The sequence below is a fragment of the Streptomyces sp. NPDC050388 genome, from assembly GCF_040655635.1.
Classification (GTDB): Bacteria; Actinomycetota; Actinomycetes; order Streptomycetales; family Streptomycetaceae; genus Streptomyces.
Genome location: NZ_JBFAKH010000060.1, coordinates 1 through 15,590, shown reverse-complemented (window position 1 = coordinate 15,590; position 15,590 = coordinate 1). Strand labels below are relative to the sequence as shown.

Below are 15,590 nucleotides of genomic sequence, written 5' to 3'. Positions count from 1 at the left end.
TCCGTGCCCACCGGCCGTCGGCTTCACAGCAGTTGGCGTCTGCGGCCCAGCCAGGTCTGGGCGACGACCACGACGGCCAGGAAGGCACCGCTGACGACCTGCTGGTAGGAGGAGTCCAGGGAGCCGATCTGGTTGATGACGTTCTGGATCACCTTGAGCAGAAGGACACCGACCAGCGAGCCGCTGACATGACCGAGGCCGCCGGTGAGCAGCGTGCCGCCGATCACGACGGCGGAAATGGCCTCCAGCTCCATGCCGTTGCCGAGGATGGTCACACCGGACGCGAGCCAGGCCGCGTTGAGCGCGCCGGCCAGCCCGGCCAGCACCCCGGACAACGTGTAGACGAGGATCTTGGTCCGGGCCACCGGAGCCCCCATCAGGGCCGCCGCGTCCTCGTTGCCGCCGACCGCGTACACATGCTGTCCGAAGCGGGTGCGGCGCAGGACGACCGCTCCGGCGACGAACAGCGCCAGGGTGACCCACACGGGGTTGCCGATGCCGAGAGTGGTGCCCTGGCCGAGTTCGGAGAGGAAGGAGCCCTTGCCGATCAGGTAGGTCTCGGCGCCCTCGTCGGTGAGGGCCAGCATCAGACCGCGCGCCCCCAGCATGGCCGCCAGGGTGACGATGAACGGCGCCAGCCGGGAACGTGCCACCAGCAGGCCGTTGACGACACCGATCGCGCCGCACACCACGAGGGGCAACAGCAGCGCCACCAGGGTCCCGTACCGGGACCCCCAGGCCGCCAGGACACCGCCCAGGGCGAACAGGGAACCGACCGACAGATCGATGCCCCCGGTGATGATGACGAAGGTCATCCCGAGGGCGACGATCGCCAGGAACGCCGAACTCGTCGCCATGTTGCCGACGTTGTCCCCGGTGGCGAAGGAGTCGAAGCTGAACGACGCCACCAGCGAGACGATCACCAGCACGGCCAGCGCCCCGTGCTGCTGGACCAGGGCACTGAGACGCTCCGAGCGCACGGCGCCCTCGGAGCCCGTGGCCTTCGGCGGTCGCCCGTCCGCGGTGGTCACGGGCACGTCCGTCCTCGTGGCGGTCATCGCTTCCCCCGTCCCCGTGCCGCGTAGACCGCGCACACGATCACTATGGCCTGCGCGATCTGGGTCCACGACGGCGGCAGATCGTGCTTGATGAGGGTGGCGGTGAGCAACTGGATGAGGACCGCTCCCGCCACGGTGCCGGCGATGTTGACGCGGCCGCCGGTCAGCGGGGTCCCGCCGACCACGACGGCGGTGATGGCGGACAGCTCCATCAGATTGCCCAGCGAGGTCGGGTCGCTGGCCTGGAGCCGGGCGGTGGCCAGCACGCCCGCCACGGCCGCCAGCAGCGCGCACAGCACGTACACGACGACCAGCACGCGCCGCACCGGCAGGCCCGCCAGCTGTGCCGCGGGACGGCTGTCACCGATCGCCAGCAGCTGGCGCCCGAAGGTGGTGCGGCGGACCACGAACGCGGCCAGCAGCGCCAGGACGGCGGCGATGAGGATCAGATACGGGACGCCCAGGACGTCGCCGGATCCCAGGGAGGCGAGCGCGGGGTTGCGCAGATCCTCCAGCTGCGGCAGCAGGACCAGGGCGAGGCCCCGGCCGCCGACCATGAGCGCCAGGGTGGCCACGATCGGCTGCACCCCGACGAAGGCGACGAGCACGCCGCCCGCCAGCCCGACCGCGGCGGCGAACACCGCCACCACCAGCAGTGCCGGCAGCAGACCGTAGCCGAGGTACAGGGCGGTCACGGAGGCTGCCAGGGCCATCACGGCGCCGACCGACAGATCGATGCCCTCGGTGCCGATGACCAGGGCCATGCCGAGCGCGACGATGATGACGGGGGCGACCTGCACGGCCTGGGTGCGGAAGTTCTCCGCGGACAGGAAGTGCGGGGTGATGACGGTGTTGACGACCAGCAGCAGTGCCACGCCGGCGTAGACACCGTACGTCTGCAGCCACTGCAGGACGCGGGCCCGGTCCAGCGGCGCGGTGCGCAGAGCGGCTTCAGCCATCGCCGGCCCCCTCCGCGGCCGTGGCGCCGGCCGTGTTCCCGGCCGGGGCGTGCCCGGCGATGGTCCGCATCAGTGTGTCCTCGGTGACCTCCTCGCCGGCCAGTTCGCCGACGACCGCACCGTCCTTCAGCACGACCACGCGGTCGGACCCTTCGATGAGTTCCTCCAGATCGGAGGAGATGAGCAGGACGGCCAGGCCGTCCGCGGCCAGTTCGTCCACGAGGCTTTGCACCTCGGCCTTGGCCCCGACATCGATGCCCCGGGTGGGCTCGTCCAGCAGCAGCACCTTGGGGTTCATCGCGAGCCAGCGGGCGAGCAGCACCTTCTGCTGGTTGCCGCCGGACAGTTCACCGACCTTCTGGTGGGGCGAGGACGCCTTGATGCGCAGCCGTTCGACGAAGGTGTCCACGACGCTGTCGACGCGTGCCTCGGAGACCAGACCGAAACGGGAGAGCCGGGGCAGCACGGCCAGTGAGATGTTGTCGCGGACCGAGAGTCCGGGAACGATGCCCTCGCTCTTGCGGTCCTCGGGCAGCAGACTGACGCCCGCCCGGATGGCGGCGGGGGTGGAGCCGCCGCGCAACGGGGCACCGGCCACCAGGACCTGCCCGGAACTCGTCGCCAGCGCACCGGAGATGGCCTTGGCCGTCTCGGTCCGCCCGGACCCGAGCAGTCCGCCGAGTCCCACGACCTCGCCGGGCCGGATCGCCACGGACACGTCGTGCAGCTTGTGCGGGACCGTCAGTTCCCGTGCCTCCAGCACGGGTCGGGTGCCGACGGCATGGTGGTCGCCGGTGAACCTGGTCAGGCCCTCCGTACGGACCTCGCCCAGCTCCCGGCCCAGCATGGTCGACACCAGGGACAGACGGTCGAGGTCGGCGAGGCGGCCGTGATGGACGCGCCGTCCGTCGCGCAGCACGGTGACCGTGTCGCACACGGCGTACAGCTCGTCCAGTCGGTGACTGACGTAGACGACCGCGATGCCCTCGTCACGCAGCCGCCGGATCACCGAGAACAGTGTCTCGACCTCCCGCGGCTCGAGCGAGGAGGTCGGTTCGTCCATGATGACGACGCGCGCCTCGGTCGCCACCGCGCGGGCCAGGGCGACCATCTGCTGAGCGCCGACACCGAGGGCGCGCAGCGGCAGACGGACGTCCACCCGGACGCCGTGGGCGCGCAGGGTCTCCTCGGCCTCCTTGTGCATACGGGCGAAGTCCAGCAGGCCGAAACGGGTGCGCGGCTCGCGGCCCAGGAAGAGATTGCGGGCCACGCTCAGCAGCGGGATGAGGTTGACCTCTTGGTAGATGGTCGAGATGCCGGCCTTCTGCGCCTCCAGCGGTGTGGCGAAGGCGACCTCACGGCCCTGGAAAACGATGTCACCCGCGTCGGGCCGGTGGACACCGGTGAGGAGCTTGATGAGGGTCGACTTGCCGGCGCCGTTCTCGCCGATCAGGGCGTGGACCTCGCCCGGATGCAGGGTCAGGTCCACGTCGTCCAGGGCCCGGACGCCCGGGAAGGTCTTGCTCAGTCCGCGGACGGCGAGGACTGCGGTGGGGGAAGCCACCTGTGCCTCCAGGAAGTGAGTGGTGACAAGACCGCGGGGCCCGGAGGGAACGGGCCTCGCGGGGATCAGTAGGCCTTGCCGAGGTCCTGCTCGGCGTTGTCGGTGTCGTAGGCGCTGTCCTGGATGACGATGTCCTGGGGCACTTCCTTGCCCTGGGCGAAGGTGTCCAGCGTCTCGAACGCCAGCGGACCGAACCGCGGGTTGGACTCGATGACGCCGGTGATCCAGCCGTCGACGATGCCCTGTACGGCGTTGCGCGTGCCGTCGACCGTGACGATCTCGACGTCACCGGCCTTCTTGCCCGCGCCCTTGAGCGCGGCCACCGCGCCCAGGCCCATCTCGTCGTTCTCCGCGTAGATGCCCTTGATGCCCGGCTTGGACTGGATGAGCTGCTCGGTGACCTGCTGCCCCTTCTCCCGGGTGAAGTCACCGGTCTGCTCGAAGACGACCTTCAGTCCTGGTGCCTTCTCCGCGACCCGCTCCTTGAATCCCTTGGTGCGTTCGGTGGTGACGTTGTTCCCGGCCGCGCCCAGCAGGATCGCGACCTCTCCCTCGCCGCCCGTGGCCTCGATCATCTGGTCGGCGGCCCGCCGGCCCTGCTCGACGAAGTCCGAGGCGATGAAGGAGACGTAGTCCTTGCAGGCGGTGGCGTTGATCTTGCGGTCGATCGTGACGATCGGGACCTTCTTGGCGGCGGCGGCCTGCAGCACCGGGTCCCAGCCGTCGGAGTTGAGCGGCGCGATGACCAGCAGGTCGACGCCCTTGGCGAGCAGGTCCTGGACGTCGCTGATCTGCTTGGAGAACTGCGACTGGGCGTTGGCCGTCAGCAGTCTGACGCCCCGCTTCGCCGCCTCGTCCTTGATGGACTGCGTTTCGGCGATGCGGAACGGGTTGGCCTCCTTCTCCGACTGCGAGAAACCGACGGTGGCGCCCTTCAGGGCGAGCTCCTTGCCGCCGTACGCGTCGATGGTGCAGGTCTTGCTGCCCGGCTTCGGCGTGACGACCTTCTGGCCGGCGTCGGCCGCGGCGGACGGGGACTTCTTGCCGTCCGACGCGTCGTCCTCCGACTTCGCGCAGGAGGTGGCGGTCAGGGCCACCGTGGCGGCCAGGGCCACGAGCACGGGACGGGCGAGGAAGTGAGGGCGATGAGTGGTGCGCTGCATGGTGACCCCGATCCGGGTGACGCTGAAAGGGAACTGGGGAGCTGGAGAGCGCGGAACAGGTGCTGCTCCCGGTGTGCGACACGGCGTCCGGTGCGCCGCCAACAGGTTTTTACATCGTTGGAAGAACGCTGTAAACCCCCTGTGCGCAAGGCGCGAGCGGAGCGTGGCGGGGGAGGGGCGAACGGGGGGAGCAGGCTCTGCCCTCGGCGGTGACGGCGCGCGAACGCGGGGCAGGCCCGGCAAGCGCTTGCCGGACGGGTCCGGTTCAGGGCCCGGAGAAGTGTCCGCGCGGCCGATGAGCCGGGAGCCGAAAACCTCGGTCAGGTGTCCGCGGCACCGGCGCCGGCCGGCCGGCCCAGGGTGCTCTCCCGTTCGACCAGGCGGTAGTCGGCCCGGATGCGACGCGGCTCGGGATCCGCGTCGTGCAGCCGGGCCAGCACCGACTCCACCGCGAGTCTGCCGATGGCGGCCTTGTCCGGTGAAACGGAGGTGAGGGTCACCGCGCCGAACCGCCCTTCGAGCACGTCGTCGAACCCGACGACGGCGATGTCGTCGGGGATCCGCAGGCCGCGCTGGTGCAGGACCCGCATCGCCCCGATGGCCATCGGGTCGTTGTAGGCGAACACCGCGTCGGGCCGCTGCCCGCTGTCCAGGATGTGGGCCATCGCCGCCGCACCGTCCGCGTGCCCCCAGCCGTCGGTGGCGGCGACGAGGCCCTCGTCGGCGGGGAGCCCGACGGCGGTGAGCTCCTCGCGCCAGCCCCGTACGCGCAGTTGGGCGGGTTCGCTGCGGGCGCGCCGGGCCCCGATGAACGCCACCTTGCGGCGTCCCAGTGAGACCAGGTGCCGGACGGCGGCGCGGGCCGCGGCGACGTTGTCGATGGCGATGTGGTCGTACGGCAGGTCGTATTCCCGCTCACCGAGCAGCACCAGCGGCACCTGCTCCGTGCGCTCGCGGAAGTCCTTGGCCTCCAGCTCGATGGGGCTGAGGATGAGCCCGTCGATGACCCTGGCCCGGAACCCCTGGCTGACCAGGATCTCCTGCTCGCGACGGCCCCCGGTGTGGTCCAGCAGCACGATGTAGTCGTGCTCGGCCGCGGTGTCGATGACGGCGGCGGCGAGTTCGGCGAAGTAGGGGTTGCCGAGTTCGGGCAGGGCGAGCGCGATGATGCCGGTGCGTCCTTTGCGCAGGTGCCGGGCGGTCAGGTTGGGCCGGTAGCCGAGAGCGTCGATGGATCTCTGGACGCGCTCGCGCATGGCGGGGGTGACGTGCTGATAGTTGTTCACCACGTTGGAGACGGTCTTGATGGAGACCCCCGCGTGCGCGGCGACGTCCTTGAGGCTGACCCGCACGGCAATCCCTTCGTGGACGGCCCGACCGGGGACCGGTGCCGAGACGGGTGCCGTCACCGTGAGCCGGGCGCCGAGCCGCCGGATGAGAGTTTTACAACGTTATACACGCGCTTCCGCGACACTGACAAGGCCAGGAGCAGGACGAGGAGGGCGGACCCGGACCGGACGCGCCGGTCGCCCCTGCCGCCCCGCCAGGACCGGGCCGCCCCGGGTTCAGGCACCTGTCGTGGAGGTGGCGATGTGCAGGGGGCAGATCACCGGGGTGCCGTGGACCGGGTCGGTGAGGATGGCGCTCTCGACGCCGTAGAGCTCTCGGACGAGGGCGGGGGAGACGATGGCGGACGGGGCGCCCTGGGCGACGACCGCTCCGTCCTTGAGGGCGATCATGTGGTCGGCGTAGCGGCACGCGGTGGTCAGGTCGTGGAGGACCAGGACCGGGGTGCGGCCCTGTGCGGCCAGCGAGCGGACCAGTTCGAGCACTTCGAGGGCGTGGCCCATGTCGAGGGCCGAGGTGGGCTCGTCGAGGAGGAGGATCTCGGTCTCCTGGGCGACGGCCATGGCGATCCAGGCACGCTGGCGCTGACCGCCGGAGAGCGTCTCGAGCGGACGGTCGGCGAGGCTGTGCAGGTCGGCGGCGGTGAGTGCCTCCTCGACCGCGTGGGCGTCGGCGGCGGACCACTGGCGCAGCAGGCCCTGGTGGGGCTGGCGGCCGTAGCGGACGAGGTCGCGGACGGTGAGGCCGTCGGGGGCGATCGCGGACTGGGGGAGCATGCCGATGGTGCGGGCGATCTCCCGGGTGGGGATCCTGGTGAGCTCCCGGCCGTCGAGGAGGACGGCGCCGCCCCGCGCGCGCAGCGTGCGGGCCAGCCCGCCGAGGAGGGTGGACTTGCCGCACCCGTTGGGGCCGACGATGACAGTGACCCGGCGTTCCGGCAGGGCGAGGTCCAGACCGTCGATGACGAGGTCGGAGCCGTGCCCCAGGGACAGGGCCCGGGTGCGCAGGCGGCTGTCGGTGTCGACCGGGTTCACAGGGACCTCCTGGTACGGGTGGTGAGCAGCAGCCAGATCAGGTACGGACCGCCGACGACGGCGGTGACGAGGCCGACAGGGACCTCCAGCGGAGCGAGCACGGTGCGGCCCACCAGGTCGGCGAGGAGGGTGAAGAGCGCGCCGGCGAGGGCGGAGAGCAGGACGGGGACGGAGCGGGGCCCGGCGACGCGGCGGGCGGCCTCGGGGGCGGCGAGCGCGATCATGCCCAGCGGTCCGGCGACGGCGACGGCGAGGCCGCCGAGGACGACCGCGACGGCGATGACGGCCAGGCGCAGGGCCTTGACACGGACGCCGAGGCCGAGGGCGACGGAGTCGGACAGGCGCAGCAGGAGCAGCCGGCGGCCGAGGACCATGGCGAGCGGCAGGGCGAGGAGCAGGGCGACGGCGAGCAGGGACACGGCTTCCTGGTCGCGGCCGTTGAGGGTGCCGACGGTCCAGCCGTAGGCGGCGTTGGCCGAGTCGGCGGCCGAACGGGCCAGGACGAGACCGGTGACCGCGCCGAAGACCGCGCCGACGCCGAGGCCCACGACGAGGAACCGGTAGCCCCCGCGTCCGGCGCCGCCGCTGAGGGCGAGGGTGAGGGCGGCGGCGGTGGCGGCACCGGTGAGGGCGGCGGCGCTGGGCAGCAGGCTGGTGCTGATTCCGGTGACCGAGGCGACGGCGAAGGCCGTGGCGCCGTCGTTGAGGCCGACGGTGTCAGGGGTGGCCAGCCGGTTCTGGGCGAGGGTCTGCATCAGGCAGCCGGCCGCGCCGAGGGCGGCGCCGACGGCCAGGCCGGCCTGCAGGCGCGGCAGCCGCAGGCGTTCGACGACCAGGATGTCGCGGGGGGTGCCCTCACCCGCCAGAGCGCGCAGCGCGTCCAGCGGGTGGACGAAGATCTCGCCGACGGCGAGGTGCACCCCGCTCGCGGCGATCAGCACGACCAGGACGGCGACGGTGCCCAGCAGCGGCTTGCGGGGGATCAGGACGGCGTAGGGGCCGGCGGCCAGGCGCCAGGTGCCGGGGACGCCGCGCGGTGCGCGGCGGGCCTGCGCCGCGGTCCCGGTCGCCGGTCCGGACGGGGCGGGGAGAGTTTTCACAGCGAGGGCAACCTGTGGGATCGGACGACGGCGACCAGGACGGGCGCGCCGAGGAGCGCGGTCATGACGCCGAGGGGCATCTCGTAGGGGCGGGCGACGATCCGGGAGACGACGTCGGCGGTGAGCACGGTGGCCGGGCCGATGAGGACGGAGACGGCCAGCAGCCGGCGCAGGTCCGGACCGACCAGGGCGCGGGCGGCGAACGGCACGACGAGTCCGACGAAGGCCACGGGGCCCGCCAGGGCGGTGGCCCCGCCGACCAGCAGGGCCACCGCCGTCACCGCCAGGGTCCGGACCCGGCCGGGCTTGTGACCGAGGCCGGTGGCCACGTCGTCGCCGAGACTCAGCGCGGTCAGGGAGGGAGCCACGAGGACGGCGAGGAGAAGCCCGAGACCGACGACGGGAACGATGGCCCACAGGTCCGCCAGTTCCCGTCCGGCGACCGACCCGATGGTCCAGAAGCGGATCTCGTCGGCGGCGCGGGCGTCGACGAGCAGCAGCACCGAGGAGCCCGCGGCCATCAGCCCGCTGAAGGCCGCACCGGCGAGCACGAGGCGCACGGGATCGTCCCCGGCCCCGCGCAGCCGGGCCGCGGCCAGCGCCAGCAGACACCCCGCGCCCGCCCCCAGAACTGCCACATACGGGCCGAGGGTGGCTGCCGAAGCACCGAGGACCAGGGCGACGACCACTGCGAAGGAGGCCCCCGCGCTCACGCCCAGCAGGCCCGGCTCGGCCAGGGGGTTGCGTGCGGCTGCCTGGAGCAGGGCTCCCGCGACACCCAGGGCCAAGCCGACGGCGACCGCGACCAGGGTGCGCGGCAGCCGCAGTTCCAGCACGGTGAAACGGGCATCGCCGTCCGCCCCGCCGAGCAGGGCGGACAAGGCGCGCAGCGGTCCGACGTCCCCCGCCCCCAGGAGCAGGCTTGCGATCACGGCCGCCACCAGCAGCCCGGCGCCGGGCAGCAAGCCACGCAGGATGAGTGAACGCAGCGTCACGACCGTCCCTCCTTTCACATTCAACAAAGGTGAGGTTAACCTAATTTTGCTTGCGCCATACATCCGCCTTTCCTGGAGACACCCATGCCCAGAAGCCGCTCCCCGCTGTGCTCCGCCGCTCTCGCTTTGGTGGCCGCCCCGCTGGTCATGACGCTCGCCGCCTGCTCGGGCTCCGACTCCGGCACCCCGGGCGACAGCACGGAGAAGGCGGCGGTCGGGACCGGGCGGACCGTGCAGACGGCCTTCGGCGAAGTGAAGATCGACGGCACGCCGAAGAAGGTCGTCACCCTCAATGACGCCTCTCTGGACACCGCCCTCTCCCTCGGCATCACCCCGGTGGGCACCAGCGCCGCCAGGGGCGCCGAAGGTGCTCCCGCCTATCTGGGCGAACGGGCCGAGGGCATCCCGCTGGTCGCCACGGTCAGGGAGCCCAACACCGAGGCGATCCTCAAGGCCGAGCCGGACATCATCCTCACCGGCGCCGATCTGGAGAAGTCGCAGTACGAGACGCTCTCCGCCATCGCGCCGACCATCGTCCCGGCCGCCGGTGACTGGCGCTCCGGCCTCGACACCTACGGCGAGGCGCTCGGCAAGGCCGACGAACTCGACAAGAAGATCGACGCCCTGCTCGACCGCGCGCGGAAGGCGGGCGACGGCGCCGAGGGCACGGGCGTCGTGATGCGGTGGATGCCGGGCGGACCGATCGTGATGAATGCCGCCAACATGCCCACCGCGATGCTGCGGGAGGCCGGTCTGGCGCCGATGCCCATCGCCGAGGACCTCGGCGCGCAGCCGCACTCGGACCCGCTGTCCCTGGAGAACCTCACCAAGGCCGACGCCGACCACGTCTTCATCGCCACGCTCAACGCCGAAGGCGACAAGGCGCTGGAGGCCGCACGCTCGGAGAAGGCCTTCACCCGGATGAACGCGGTCCGGGCAGGACAGGACCACGGGGTCGACGGCCAGGTCTGGAGCAGCAGCAACGGCCCGAACGCCATGGAACAGGTCATCACCGACATCGAGAAGGCACTCACCAAGTGACCTGAGCCGCCTCCGCCCTCACCCTCCCGGGGCACGACGGTGTCGGCCCGCTCGGACCGGCCCGGGCCCGGGGGCATCGCTTGCGTGCCACTCCGCCGTACACGGCTGCCTCCTCGCCGAGGGCCACGTCGCCGGGCGGGGGTGCCAGTGGTTGCAGGGCACCCCTCCGGGTCCGAGGAGCTGGAGCCCGTCGAAGAATCCGGCCACCGCTCCGGGGGCCGCCGGGTCGGCTTCAAGGTGCCGTGTCCTTTCCGGAAGGCGACGGCCGCGTCGGCATCGGGCTCGTCCGGCCGCGTGACGGTGTGCGACAGAAGCAGGCGACTGCCCGTCGGCAGGGCGCCCATGAGACGCCGCACGATTCCGTGGGCCTCCGCGTCGTCCTCGATGAGGATGACGACGCCCAGCAGGGTCAGTGCCACGGGCCGGTCGGGATCCCGCAGCCGTCCGGCTCACGCCAGGAGGGTGCCGGTGTCGCGCAGGTCCTCGTCGAGGTAGGACGTGCGGCCCTCGGACGTACTGGTCGGCAAGGTCGCGGCATGGGCCAGAACGATCGGGTCGTTGTCGACGTGGACGACGCGGGATTCGGGGGCGGTCCGCTGGGCGGCCTCGTGGGTGTTGCCGGCGGTGGGCAGTCCGGTGCCGATGTCGAGGAGCTGCCGGCCCGCGCGGGCGTACTCGCCGATGCCGGGGTGGAGTTCGCGGATCTGCTCTCCCACCTCCTGGTCGACCGCGTGGTTGTCCCCGCCGCCCAGCCAGTGGTTCCAGATCCGTGCCGTGTGCGGCTGATCGGTCCTGATCCTGTCGCCCGGTTCACCAGCGGCGGGGGTCTCGGGCACGCGGACGCTCCAGTTCCGACGGCCGGCCGGAAAGCAGCAACCTACCCACAGGAGTCGGGCCGAGCGAGAGAGAATGACGCGGTCGTGACACGGTTCCTGACCCCTGCTCAGTTCGGAGAAGGCATGCAGCACAGCTCCCGGCGCCCCGTCCGCGGTGCCCGTACGGCCGCCCTGCTGACCGCCGTCGTACTCGCCACGGTGACACCGGCCACAGCCGCGGAGGCCGGGCCCTCCGGGGCACGGGCCCCGGCCGTACCGCTGCGGGTGGCGACCTACAACATCCACGCCGGAGCCGGTCAGGACGGGGCCTTCGACCTCGAACGCACCGCGGAGGCCATACGTGATCTGGACGCCGACGTGGTCGGTCTCCAGGAGGTCGACGTGCACTGGGGCGCCCGGAGCGACTTCGTCGACGAGGCCCGCGCACTCGCCGAAACGCTGGACATGCGGGTGTTCTTCGCGCCGATCTACGATCTGGACCCGGCCACCGCGGACGGGGAGCGCCGGCAGTACGGTGTCGCCGTGCTGAGCCGCTACCCGGTGCTCGAGGCCGAGAACCACGAGATCACCCGGCTCTCCACCCAGACGCCCGATCCGGTGCCCGCCCCGGCGCCAGGCTTCGCCGAGGTGACGGTCGACGTCAAGGGTGCGTTCGTACACGTCTACAGCACGCACCTGGACTACCGGGCCGACCCGTCGATCCGTTCGGCCCAGGTGGCGGACATGCTCGAGGTGCTGGCCGCCGACCGCGGACCGAAGATCCTGGTCGGCGACTTCAACGCCGAGGCGACGGCCCCGGAGTTGGCACCGCTGTGGCAGCGGTTGCGGGACGCCGCCCCGGACGGCGGCGGGACGTACCCGGCGGTCGACCCCGTCAAGCGGATCGACCTGGTGACGGTCTCCCCCGACATCACCGTGACCGGTGCCCGCGAAGTCGCGACGGACGCGTCGGACCACCGCCCCGTGGTCACGGACCTGAGGCTGCACCGGCGCGGCCGCTGAGCAAGCCAGGACCGGGGACGACACCTCACGGGAGTCGTCCCCGGACACCCGCCTCGAAGCAGCGAGGTGACGGGGTGTCAGTCCTGCCCGGGGACGCTCATCTCGCCCAGCAGCGACCAGTCGTCCTGCGGCACCGTCGCGTTCACGATCCGCGGGGTCTCGACGAGGTGCGGCGGCAGGGTCCGCTGCGCGGCCCTGAAGTGCTCGGACTGCACGTGGGCCGCCCCCGCTTCGTCGTCGCGGAAGGCCTCGACCAGGACGTACTCCGTCGGGTCATCGATGCTGCGGGACCAGTCGAACCACAGGCAGCCCGGCTCACCGCGGGTCGCCGCGGTGAAGTCGGCGGCGATGTCAGGCCACTGGTCCGCGTACTCGGGACGGATACGGAATTTGGCGGTGATGAAGATCATCGGTCGGTCTCCCTCATCGGTTCTCTGCGTGCCGTCGCACCGCCCGGAGTGTCGTCCGGCGGGCGAACACCGGCCCGGGGAGTGCCCGCTCCGTCGGCCGGGACGGTCACCGGCCCGATGGATCCGGCAGCGCACGGTCGTGGCCGTGACACAGGTCGAACACGGCCGACTGCGAAGATCGTAGCCGACACGGGGCGGGCGGGCCTCGGCGGTGACCTCCCCGCACAGGGACGTCAGACCGGTGCCGTGCGCAGACGCAGGGGGGTGGTCGTGGCGGGTTCCGGCAGGCGCAGCCCCCGGCTGCCGGGCGTGATCGAGCCCAGGACGCTGGGACGGCGGGCGCCGGTGCAGGCCGGGACCGTGCCGGCCAGTCCGTGCGCGGTCAGGTATCCGAGGACGGCGAAGGCGTAGGCCTCCTTGGCCGCCGAGGGCAGCCCGAGGTCGTCGGAGGTCAGCAGCGGGATGCCGTGCAGCGCGGTGCTCAGCATGGACATCAGGGTGGGGTTGCGGGTTCCGCCACCCGAGGCGATGACCTCGCTCGCCCCGACCGCGCGGACCGCGTCGGCGACCGTGCGGGCGGTGAGGTGGGTGACGGTGGCGACCACGTCCTCGGCCTGGATCCGGTCGCGGCCGGCCAGGGCGGCTTGCAGGTAGGGCCAGTGGAACAGCTCCTTGCCGGTCGTCTTGGGCGGCGGTTTCGCGTAGTACGGCTCGTCGAGGAGACGCTGCAGCAGAGCGGGGTCGACCCTGCCCCGGGCGGCCAGCATTCCGTCCCGGTCGTATTCCAGCCGGCCGTCGGTGAGGGCGTGCACCGCCGCGTCGACGAGGGCGTTGGCGGGGCCGGAGTCGAAGGCGACCGGGTCACCGGCCGCGCCGGCCACCGTGAGGTTGGCGATCCCTCCGAGGTTCAGGGCGGCGGGCACGCCGGGCCGCCCGCGCAGCCACATCACGTCGACGACGCTCACCAGGGGCGCGCCCTGGCCGCCGGCGGCGACGTCGCGAGTGCGCAGGTCGGAGACCACCGGGCGGCCGGTGGCCTCGGCGATCCAGGAGGGTGAGCCGATCTGCAGTGTGCCGTGCACCCGGCCCCGCTCGACCCAGTGGTAGACGGTCTGACCGTGGGAGACGACGAGGTCGGCGCGTCCGTCGCACAGTTCCCGGTCGGCGCGAGTGGCCACGGCGGCGAACGCCTGGCCGATTCGGGTGTCGAGCCGGCACACGTCCCTCATCGTGGTCGACGCCGGCGGCAGCGCGGCCGTCAGGGCGGCCCGCACCTCCTGCGGGTAGGGGTCGCTCACCATGCCCAGGGGGGTCAGCAGCAGACTGTCCCCTTCAAGGGTCAGGTCGGCCGCGGCGGCGTCGACCGCGTCGTGGGACGTCCCCGACATCAGCCCGATGACCCGCATCGTCATCCTCACACCTCTTCCCCGGTCCGTACGGCGGTCAGTCGCGCAACGCGCGACGGTGGTCGTCGCCGCGCAGGGTGAGCAGGGCGAGCGTGCTGACGGCACAGGTCACGACCACGTAGTGGGCGGGAATGTCGATGTTGCCGGTCCGTTCGATCGCTTCGGTGATGATCAGGCCGGCGCATCCGGAGAAGACGGCGTTGGACAGCGAGTACGCCAGACCGAGGCCGGTGTAGCGGACGCTGGTGGGGAACATCTCCGAGAGCATCGCGGGCCCGGGACCCGCCATCAGCCCGACGGCGGCACCGGCGGCGAACACCGCGAGGCTCTTGGTGGCCGTCGAGGTGCCGGAACCCTGCAACAGGTGCATCAGGGGGAACGCGAGGACGGCCACGAGCACCGCTCCGGCCACCATCACCGCGCGGCGGCCGATCCGGTCGCTCAGCGCGCCCGCCGGGATGATGGAGGCCGCGAAGCCCAGGTTGGCGAGGACCGTGGCGATCAGGGCCTGCTGGAACGAGGCGTTGAGCGTGCTCTGGAGGTAGGACGGCATGACGACGAGGAAGGTGTAGCCGGCCGCCGACCATCCCATGAGCCGCCCGGCACCGAGTGCGATGGCCTTGGCCACCTCACGTGCGGGGGCAGGTGCCGGCGTCACCGCCTGCGGGCGGTCCCCCGCGCCCGGGGACTGTGTCCGAGTCCGAATGCGCGTCCGCGTTCGCGTTCGCTGGAAGGACGGGGTCTCCTCCAGCTTCAGCCGCAGCCACAGGGCGGCGAGCCCCAGGGGCAGTGTCAGCAGGAACGGCAGTCGCCAGCCCCACTCGTTGAGTTCCGGCTCGGTCAGCACGGTGGCCAGCAGCGCGGCCATGCCCGCTCCGGCGAGCAGGCCGAGGGCCACCGTGAAGGACTGCCAGGACCCGTACAGCCCGCGCCGCCCCGGCGGGGCGAACTCCGTCATGATCGAGACGGCACCGCCGAACTCCCCTCCCGCGGACAGACCCTGGACGATGCGCAGCAGCGTGAGCAGCCAGGGGGCCGCGACACCCAGCGTGGCGTACGTCGGAAGCAGACCGATCAAGGTGGTGGCACCGGTCATCAGCAGGATGACGAGGATCAGCGTGGGGCGGCGCCCCATCCGGTCGCCCAAGCGGCCGAAGACGGCCGCGCCGACCGGGCGGAAGAAGAAGGCGAGCGCGAAGGACGCATAGGTCTTGACCAACGCCTCGACGTCGCTTCCGCCCTCGGGTGTGAAGAAGTTGGCGGCGATGACGGTGGCGAAATATCCGTAGACGCCGAACTCGTACCATTCGATGAAGTTGCCCACCGACCCCGCCACCAGAGCCCTGCGCGATCGCGGCGGTTTGGCGGTTCCCTCGACCGGGCCGTGCACGGGAATGGTCATACGGCGCCCTCTCGACGTCATGGATGCCAAGCGGACGGAAGCTTTCCTTGATTGGAAGTTAGTTTCAATGGTCCATCCATCACCTGCCGATAACTTTCACCAACAGCGCCGGCCGCGTCGACCGGGCCGAGCCGAAGCCTCCGCCGCTGCGGACCGGCGCAGGGCGGAGGCCGAGGCTCCGTCAGTCCTTGATCTCGCAGATCACCGCGCCGGAGGTGACCGACGCGCCCACCTCGGCGTTCAGCCCCTTGACCGTGCCCGAGCGGTGCGCGT

General features: G+C 71.8%; 13 protein-coding genes and 1 pseudogene. 2 read left to right on the top strand and 12 right to left on the bottom strand.

Features of this window, described 5'->3' with window-relative positions; translation table 11 throughout:
* Window positions 1-23: 23 nt before the first annotated feature.
* The 8 genes from AB0I73_RS28570 to AB0I73_RS28535 form a co-directional block, all read right to left on the bottom strand.
* Complete coding sequence (locus AB0I73_RS28570; protein ID WP_363042048.1) at window positions 24-1,058, bottom strand: ABC transporter permease; 1,035 nt, start codon at window positions 1,056-1,058, stop codon at window positions 24-26.
* Window positions 1,055-2,017, bottom strand: a complete 963-nt coding sequence (locus tag AB0I73_RS28565) for an ABC transporter permease (protein WP_363042046.1) — start codon at window positions 2,015-2,017, stop codon at window positions 1,055-1,057. The genes AB0I73_RS28570 and AB0I73_RS28565 overlap by 4 nt, the downstream gene beginning before the upstream one ends.
* A complete protein-coding gene (locus AB0I73_RS28560) occupies window positions 2,010-3,581 on the bottom strand; it encodes a sugar ABC transporter ATP-binding protein (protein ID WP_363042044.1) in 1,572 nt (523 codons plus the stop codon). Before AB0I73_RS28560 ends, AB0I73_RS28565 begins: the two co-directional genes overlap by 8 nt.
* A 65-nt stretch (window positions 3,582-3,646) precedes the next feature.
* A complete protein-coding gene (locus AB0I73_RS28555; RefSeq protein WP_363042042.1) occupies window positions 3,647-4,744 on the bottom strand; it encodes an ABC transporter substrate-binding protein in 1,098 nt (365 codons plus the stop codon).
* Window positions 4,745-5,064: 320 nt separating this feature from the next.
* Window positions 5,065-6,096: a LacI family DNA-binding transcriptional regulator gene (locus AB0I73_RS28550; protein ID WP_363042040.1), complete on the bottom strand. Its 1,032-nt coding sequence runs from the start codon at window positions 6,094-6,096 to the stop codon at window positions 5,065-5,067.
* Between the two features lie 213 nt (window positions 6,097-6,309).
* Window positions 6,310-7,125, bottom strand: coding sequence for an ABC transporter ATP-binding protein (locus tag AB0I73_RS28545; RefSeq protein WP_363042038.1), 816 nt, complete (start codon window positions 7,123-7,125; stop codon window positions 6,310-6,312).
* Window positions 7,122-8,225 carry an iron ABC transporter permease gene (locus tag AB0I73_RS28540; protein ID WP_363042036.1) on the bottom strand — a complete coding sequence of 368 codons (1,104 nt, stop codon included), beginning with the start codon at window positions 8,223-8,225 and terminating at the stop codon, window positions 7,122-7,124. Before AB0I73_RS28540 ends, AB0I73_RS28545 begins: the two co-directional genes overlap by 4 nt.
* Complete coding sequence (locus AB0I73_RS28535; protein ID WP_363042034.1) at window positions 8,222-9,220, bottom strand: iron ABC transporter permease; 999 nt, start codon at window positions 9,218-9,220, stop codon at window positions 8,222-8,224. The genes AB0I73_RS28540 and AB0I73_RS28535 overlap by 4 nt, the downstream gene beginning before the upstream one ends.
* An 84-nt stretch (window positions 9,221-9,304) precedes the next feature.
* On the opposite strand from AB0I73_RS28535, the gene AB0I73_RS28530 reads away from it, so the two are divergent.
* Entirely contained in the window at window positions 9,305-10,261 is a 957-nt protein-coding gene (locus AB0I73_RS28530) for an iron-siderophore ABC transporter substrate-binding protein (protein WP_363042032.1), read from the top strand.
* Window positions 10,262-10,375: 114 nt separating this feature from the next.
* Here AB0I73_RS28530 and AB0I73_RS28525 read toward each other — a convergent pair.
* Window positions 10,376-11,097: pseudogene (locus tag AB0I73_RS28525) on the bottom strand (SAM-dependent methyltransferase); the annotation flags it as partial.
* A 123-nt stretch (window positions 11,098-11,220) separates the two neighbouring features.
* Here AB0I73_RS28525 and AB0I73_RS28520 point away from each other — a divergent pair.
* Window positions 11,221-12,099, top strand: coding sequence for an endonuclease/exonuclease/phosphatase family protein (locus AB0I73_RS28520; RefSeq protein ID WP_363042030.1), 879 nt, complete (start codon window positions 11,221-11,223; stop codon window positions 12,097-12,099).
* 77 nt (window positions 12,100-12,176) lie between these two features.
* Here the strand turns inward: AB0I73_RS28520 and AB0I73_RS28515 are convergent, their stop codons facing one another.
* The 3 genes from AB0I73_RS28515 to AB0I73_RS28505 all read right to left on the bottom strand — a co-directional run bounded on the left by AB0I73_RS28515 (window position 12,177) and on the right by AB0I73_RS28505 (window position 15,317).
* Window positions 12,177-12,509, bottom strand: coding sequence for a putative quinol monooxygenase (locus AB0I73_RS28515; RefSeq protein WP_363042028.1), 333 nt, complete (start codon window positions 12,507-12,509; stop codon window positions 12,177-12,179).
* A 233-nt stretch (window positions 12,510-12,742) separates the two neighbouring features.
* Complete coding sequence (locus AB0I73_RS28510; protein ID WP_363042099.1) at window positions 12,743-13,915, bottom strand: anhydro-N-acetylmuramic acid kinase; 1,173 nt, start codon at window positions 13,913-13,915, stop codon at window positions 12,743-12,745.
* A gap of 37 nt (window positions 13,916-13,952) precedes the next feature.
* A complete protein-coding gene (locus AB0I73_RS28505) occupies window positions 13,953-15,317 on the bottom strand; it encodes an MFS transporter (RefSeq protein WP_363042026.1) in 1,365 nt (454 codons plus the stop codon).
* Window positions 15,318-15,590 lie beyond the last annotated feature (273 nt).

What these genes read in the sequence shown, in the direction of transcription:
- AB0I73_RS28570 (WP_363042048.1), bottom strand. Translation starts at nt 1,058, where the DNA reads ATGACCGCCACGAGGACGGACGTGCCCGTGACCACCGCGGACGGGCGA.
- AB0I73_RS28510 (WP_363042099.1), bottom strand. Translation starts at nt 13,915, where the DNA reads ATGCGGGTCATCGGGCTGATGTCGGGGACGTCCCACGACGCGGTCGAC.
- AB0I73_RS28515 (WP_363042028.1), bottom strand. Translation starts at nt 12,509, where the DNA reads ATGATCTTCATCACCGCCAAATTCCGTATCCGTCCCGAGTACGCGGAC.
- AB0I73_RS28555 (WP_363042042.1), bottom strand. Translation starts at nt 4,744, where the DNA reads ATGCAGCGCACCACTCATCGCCCTCACTTCCTCGCCCGTCCCGTGCTC.
- AB0I73_RS28530 (WP_363042032.1), top strand. Translation starts at nt 9,305, where the DNA reads ATGCCCAGAAGCCGCTCCCCGCTGTGCTCCGCCGCTCTCGCTTTGGTG.
- AB0I73_RS28520 (WP_363042030.1), top strand. Translation starts at nt 11,221, where the DNA reads ATGCAGCACAGCTCCCGGCGCCCCGTCCGCGGTGCCCGTACGGCCGCC.
- AB0I73_RS28565 (WP_363042046.1), bottom strand. Translation starts at nt 2,017, where the DNA reads ATGGCTGAAGCCGCTCTGCGCACCGCGCCGCTGGACCGGGCCCGCGTC.
- AB0I73_RS28505 (WP_363042026.1), bottom strand. Translation starts at nt 15,317, where the DNA reads ATGACCATTCCCGTGCACGGCCCGGTCGAGGGAACCGCCAAACCGCCG.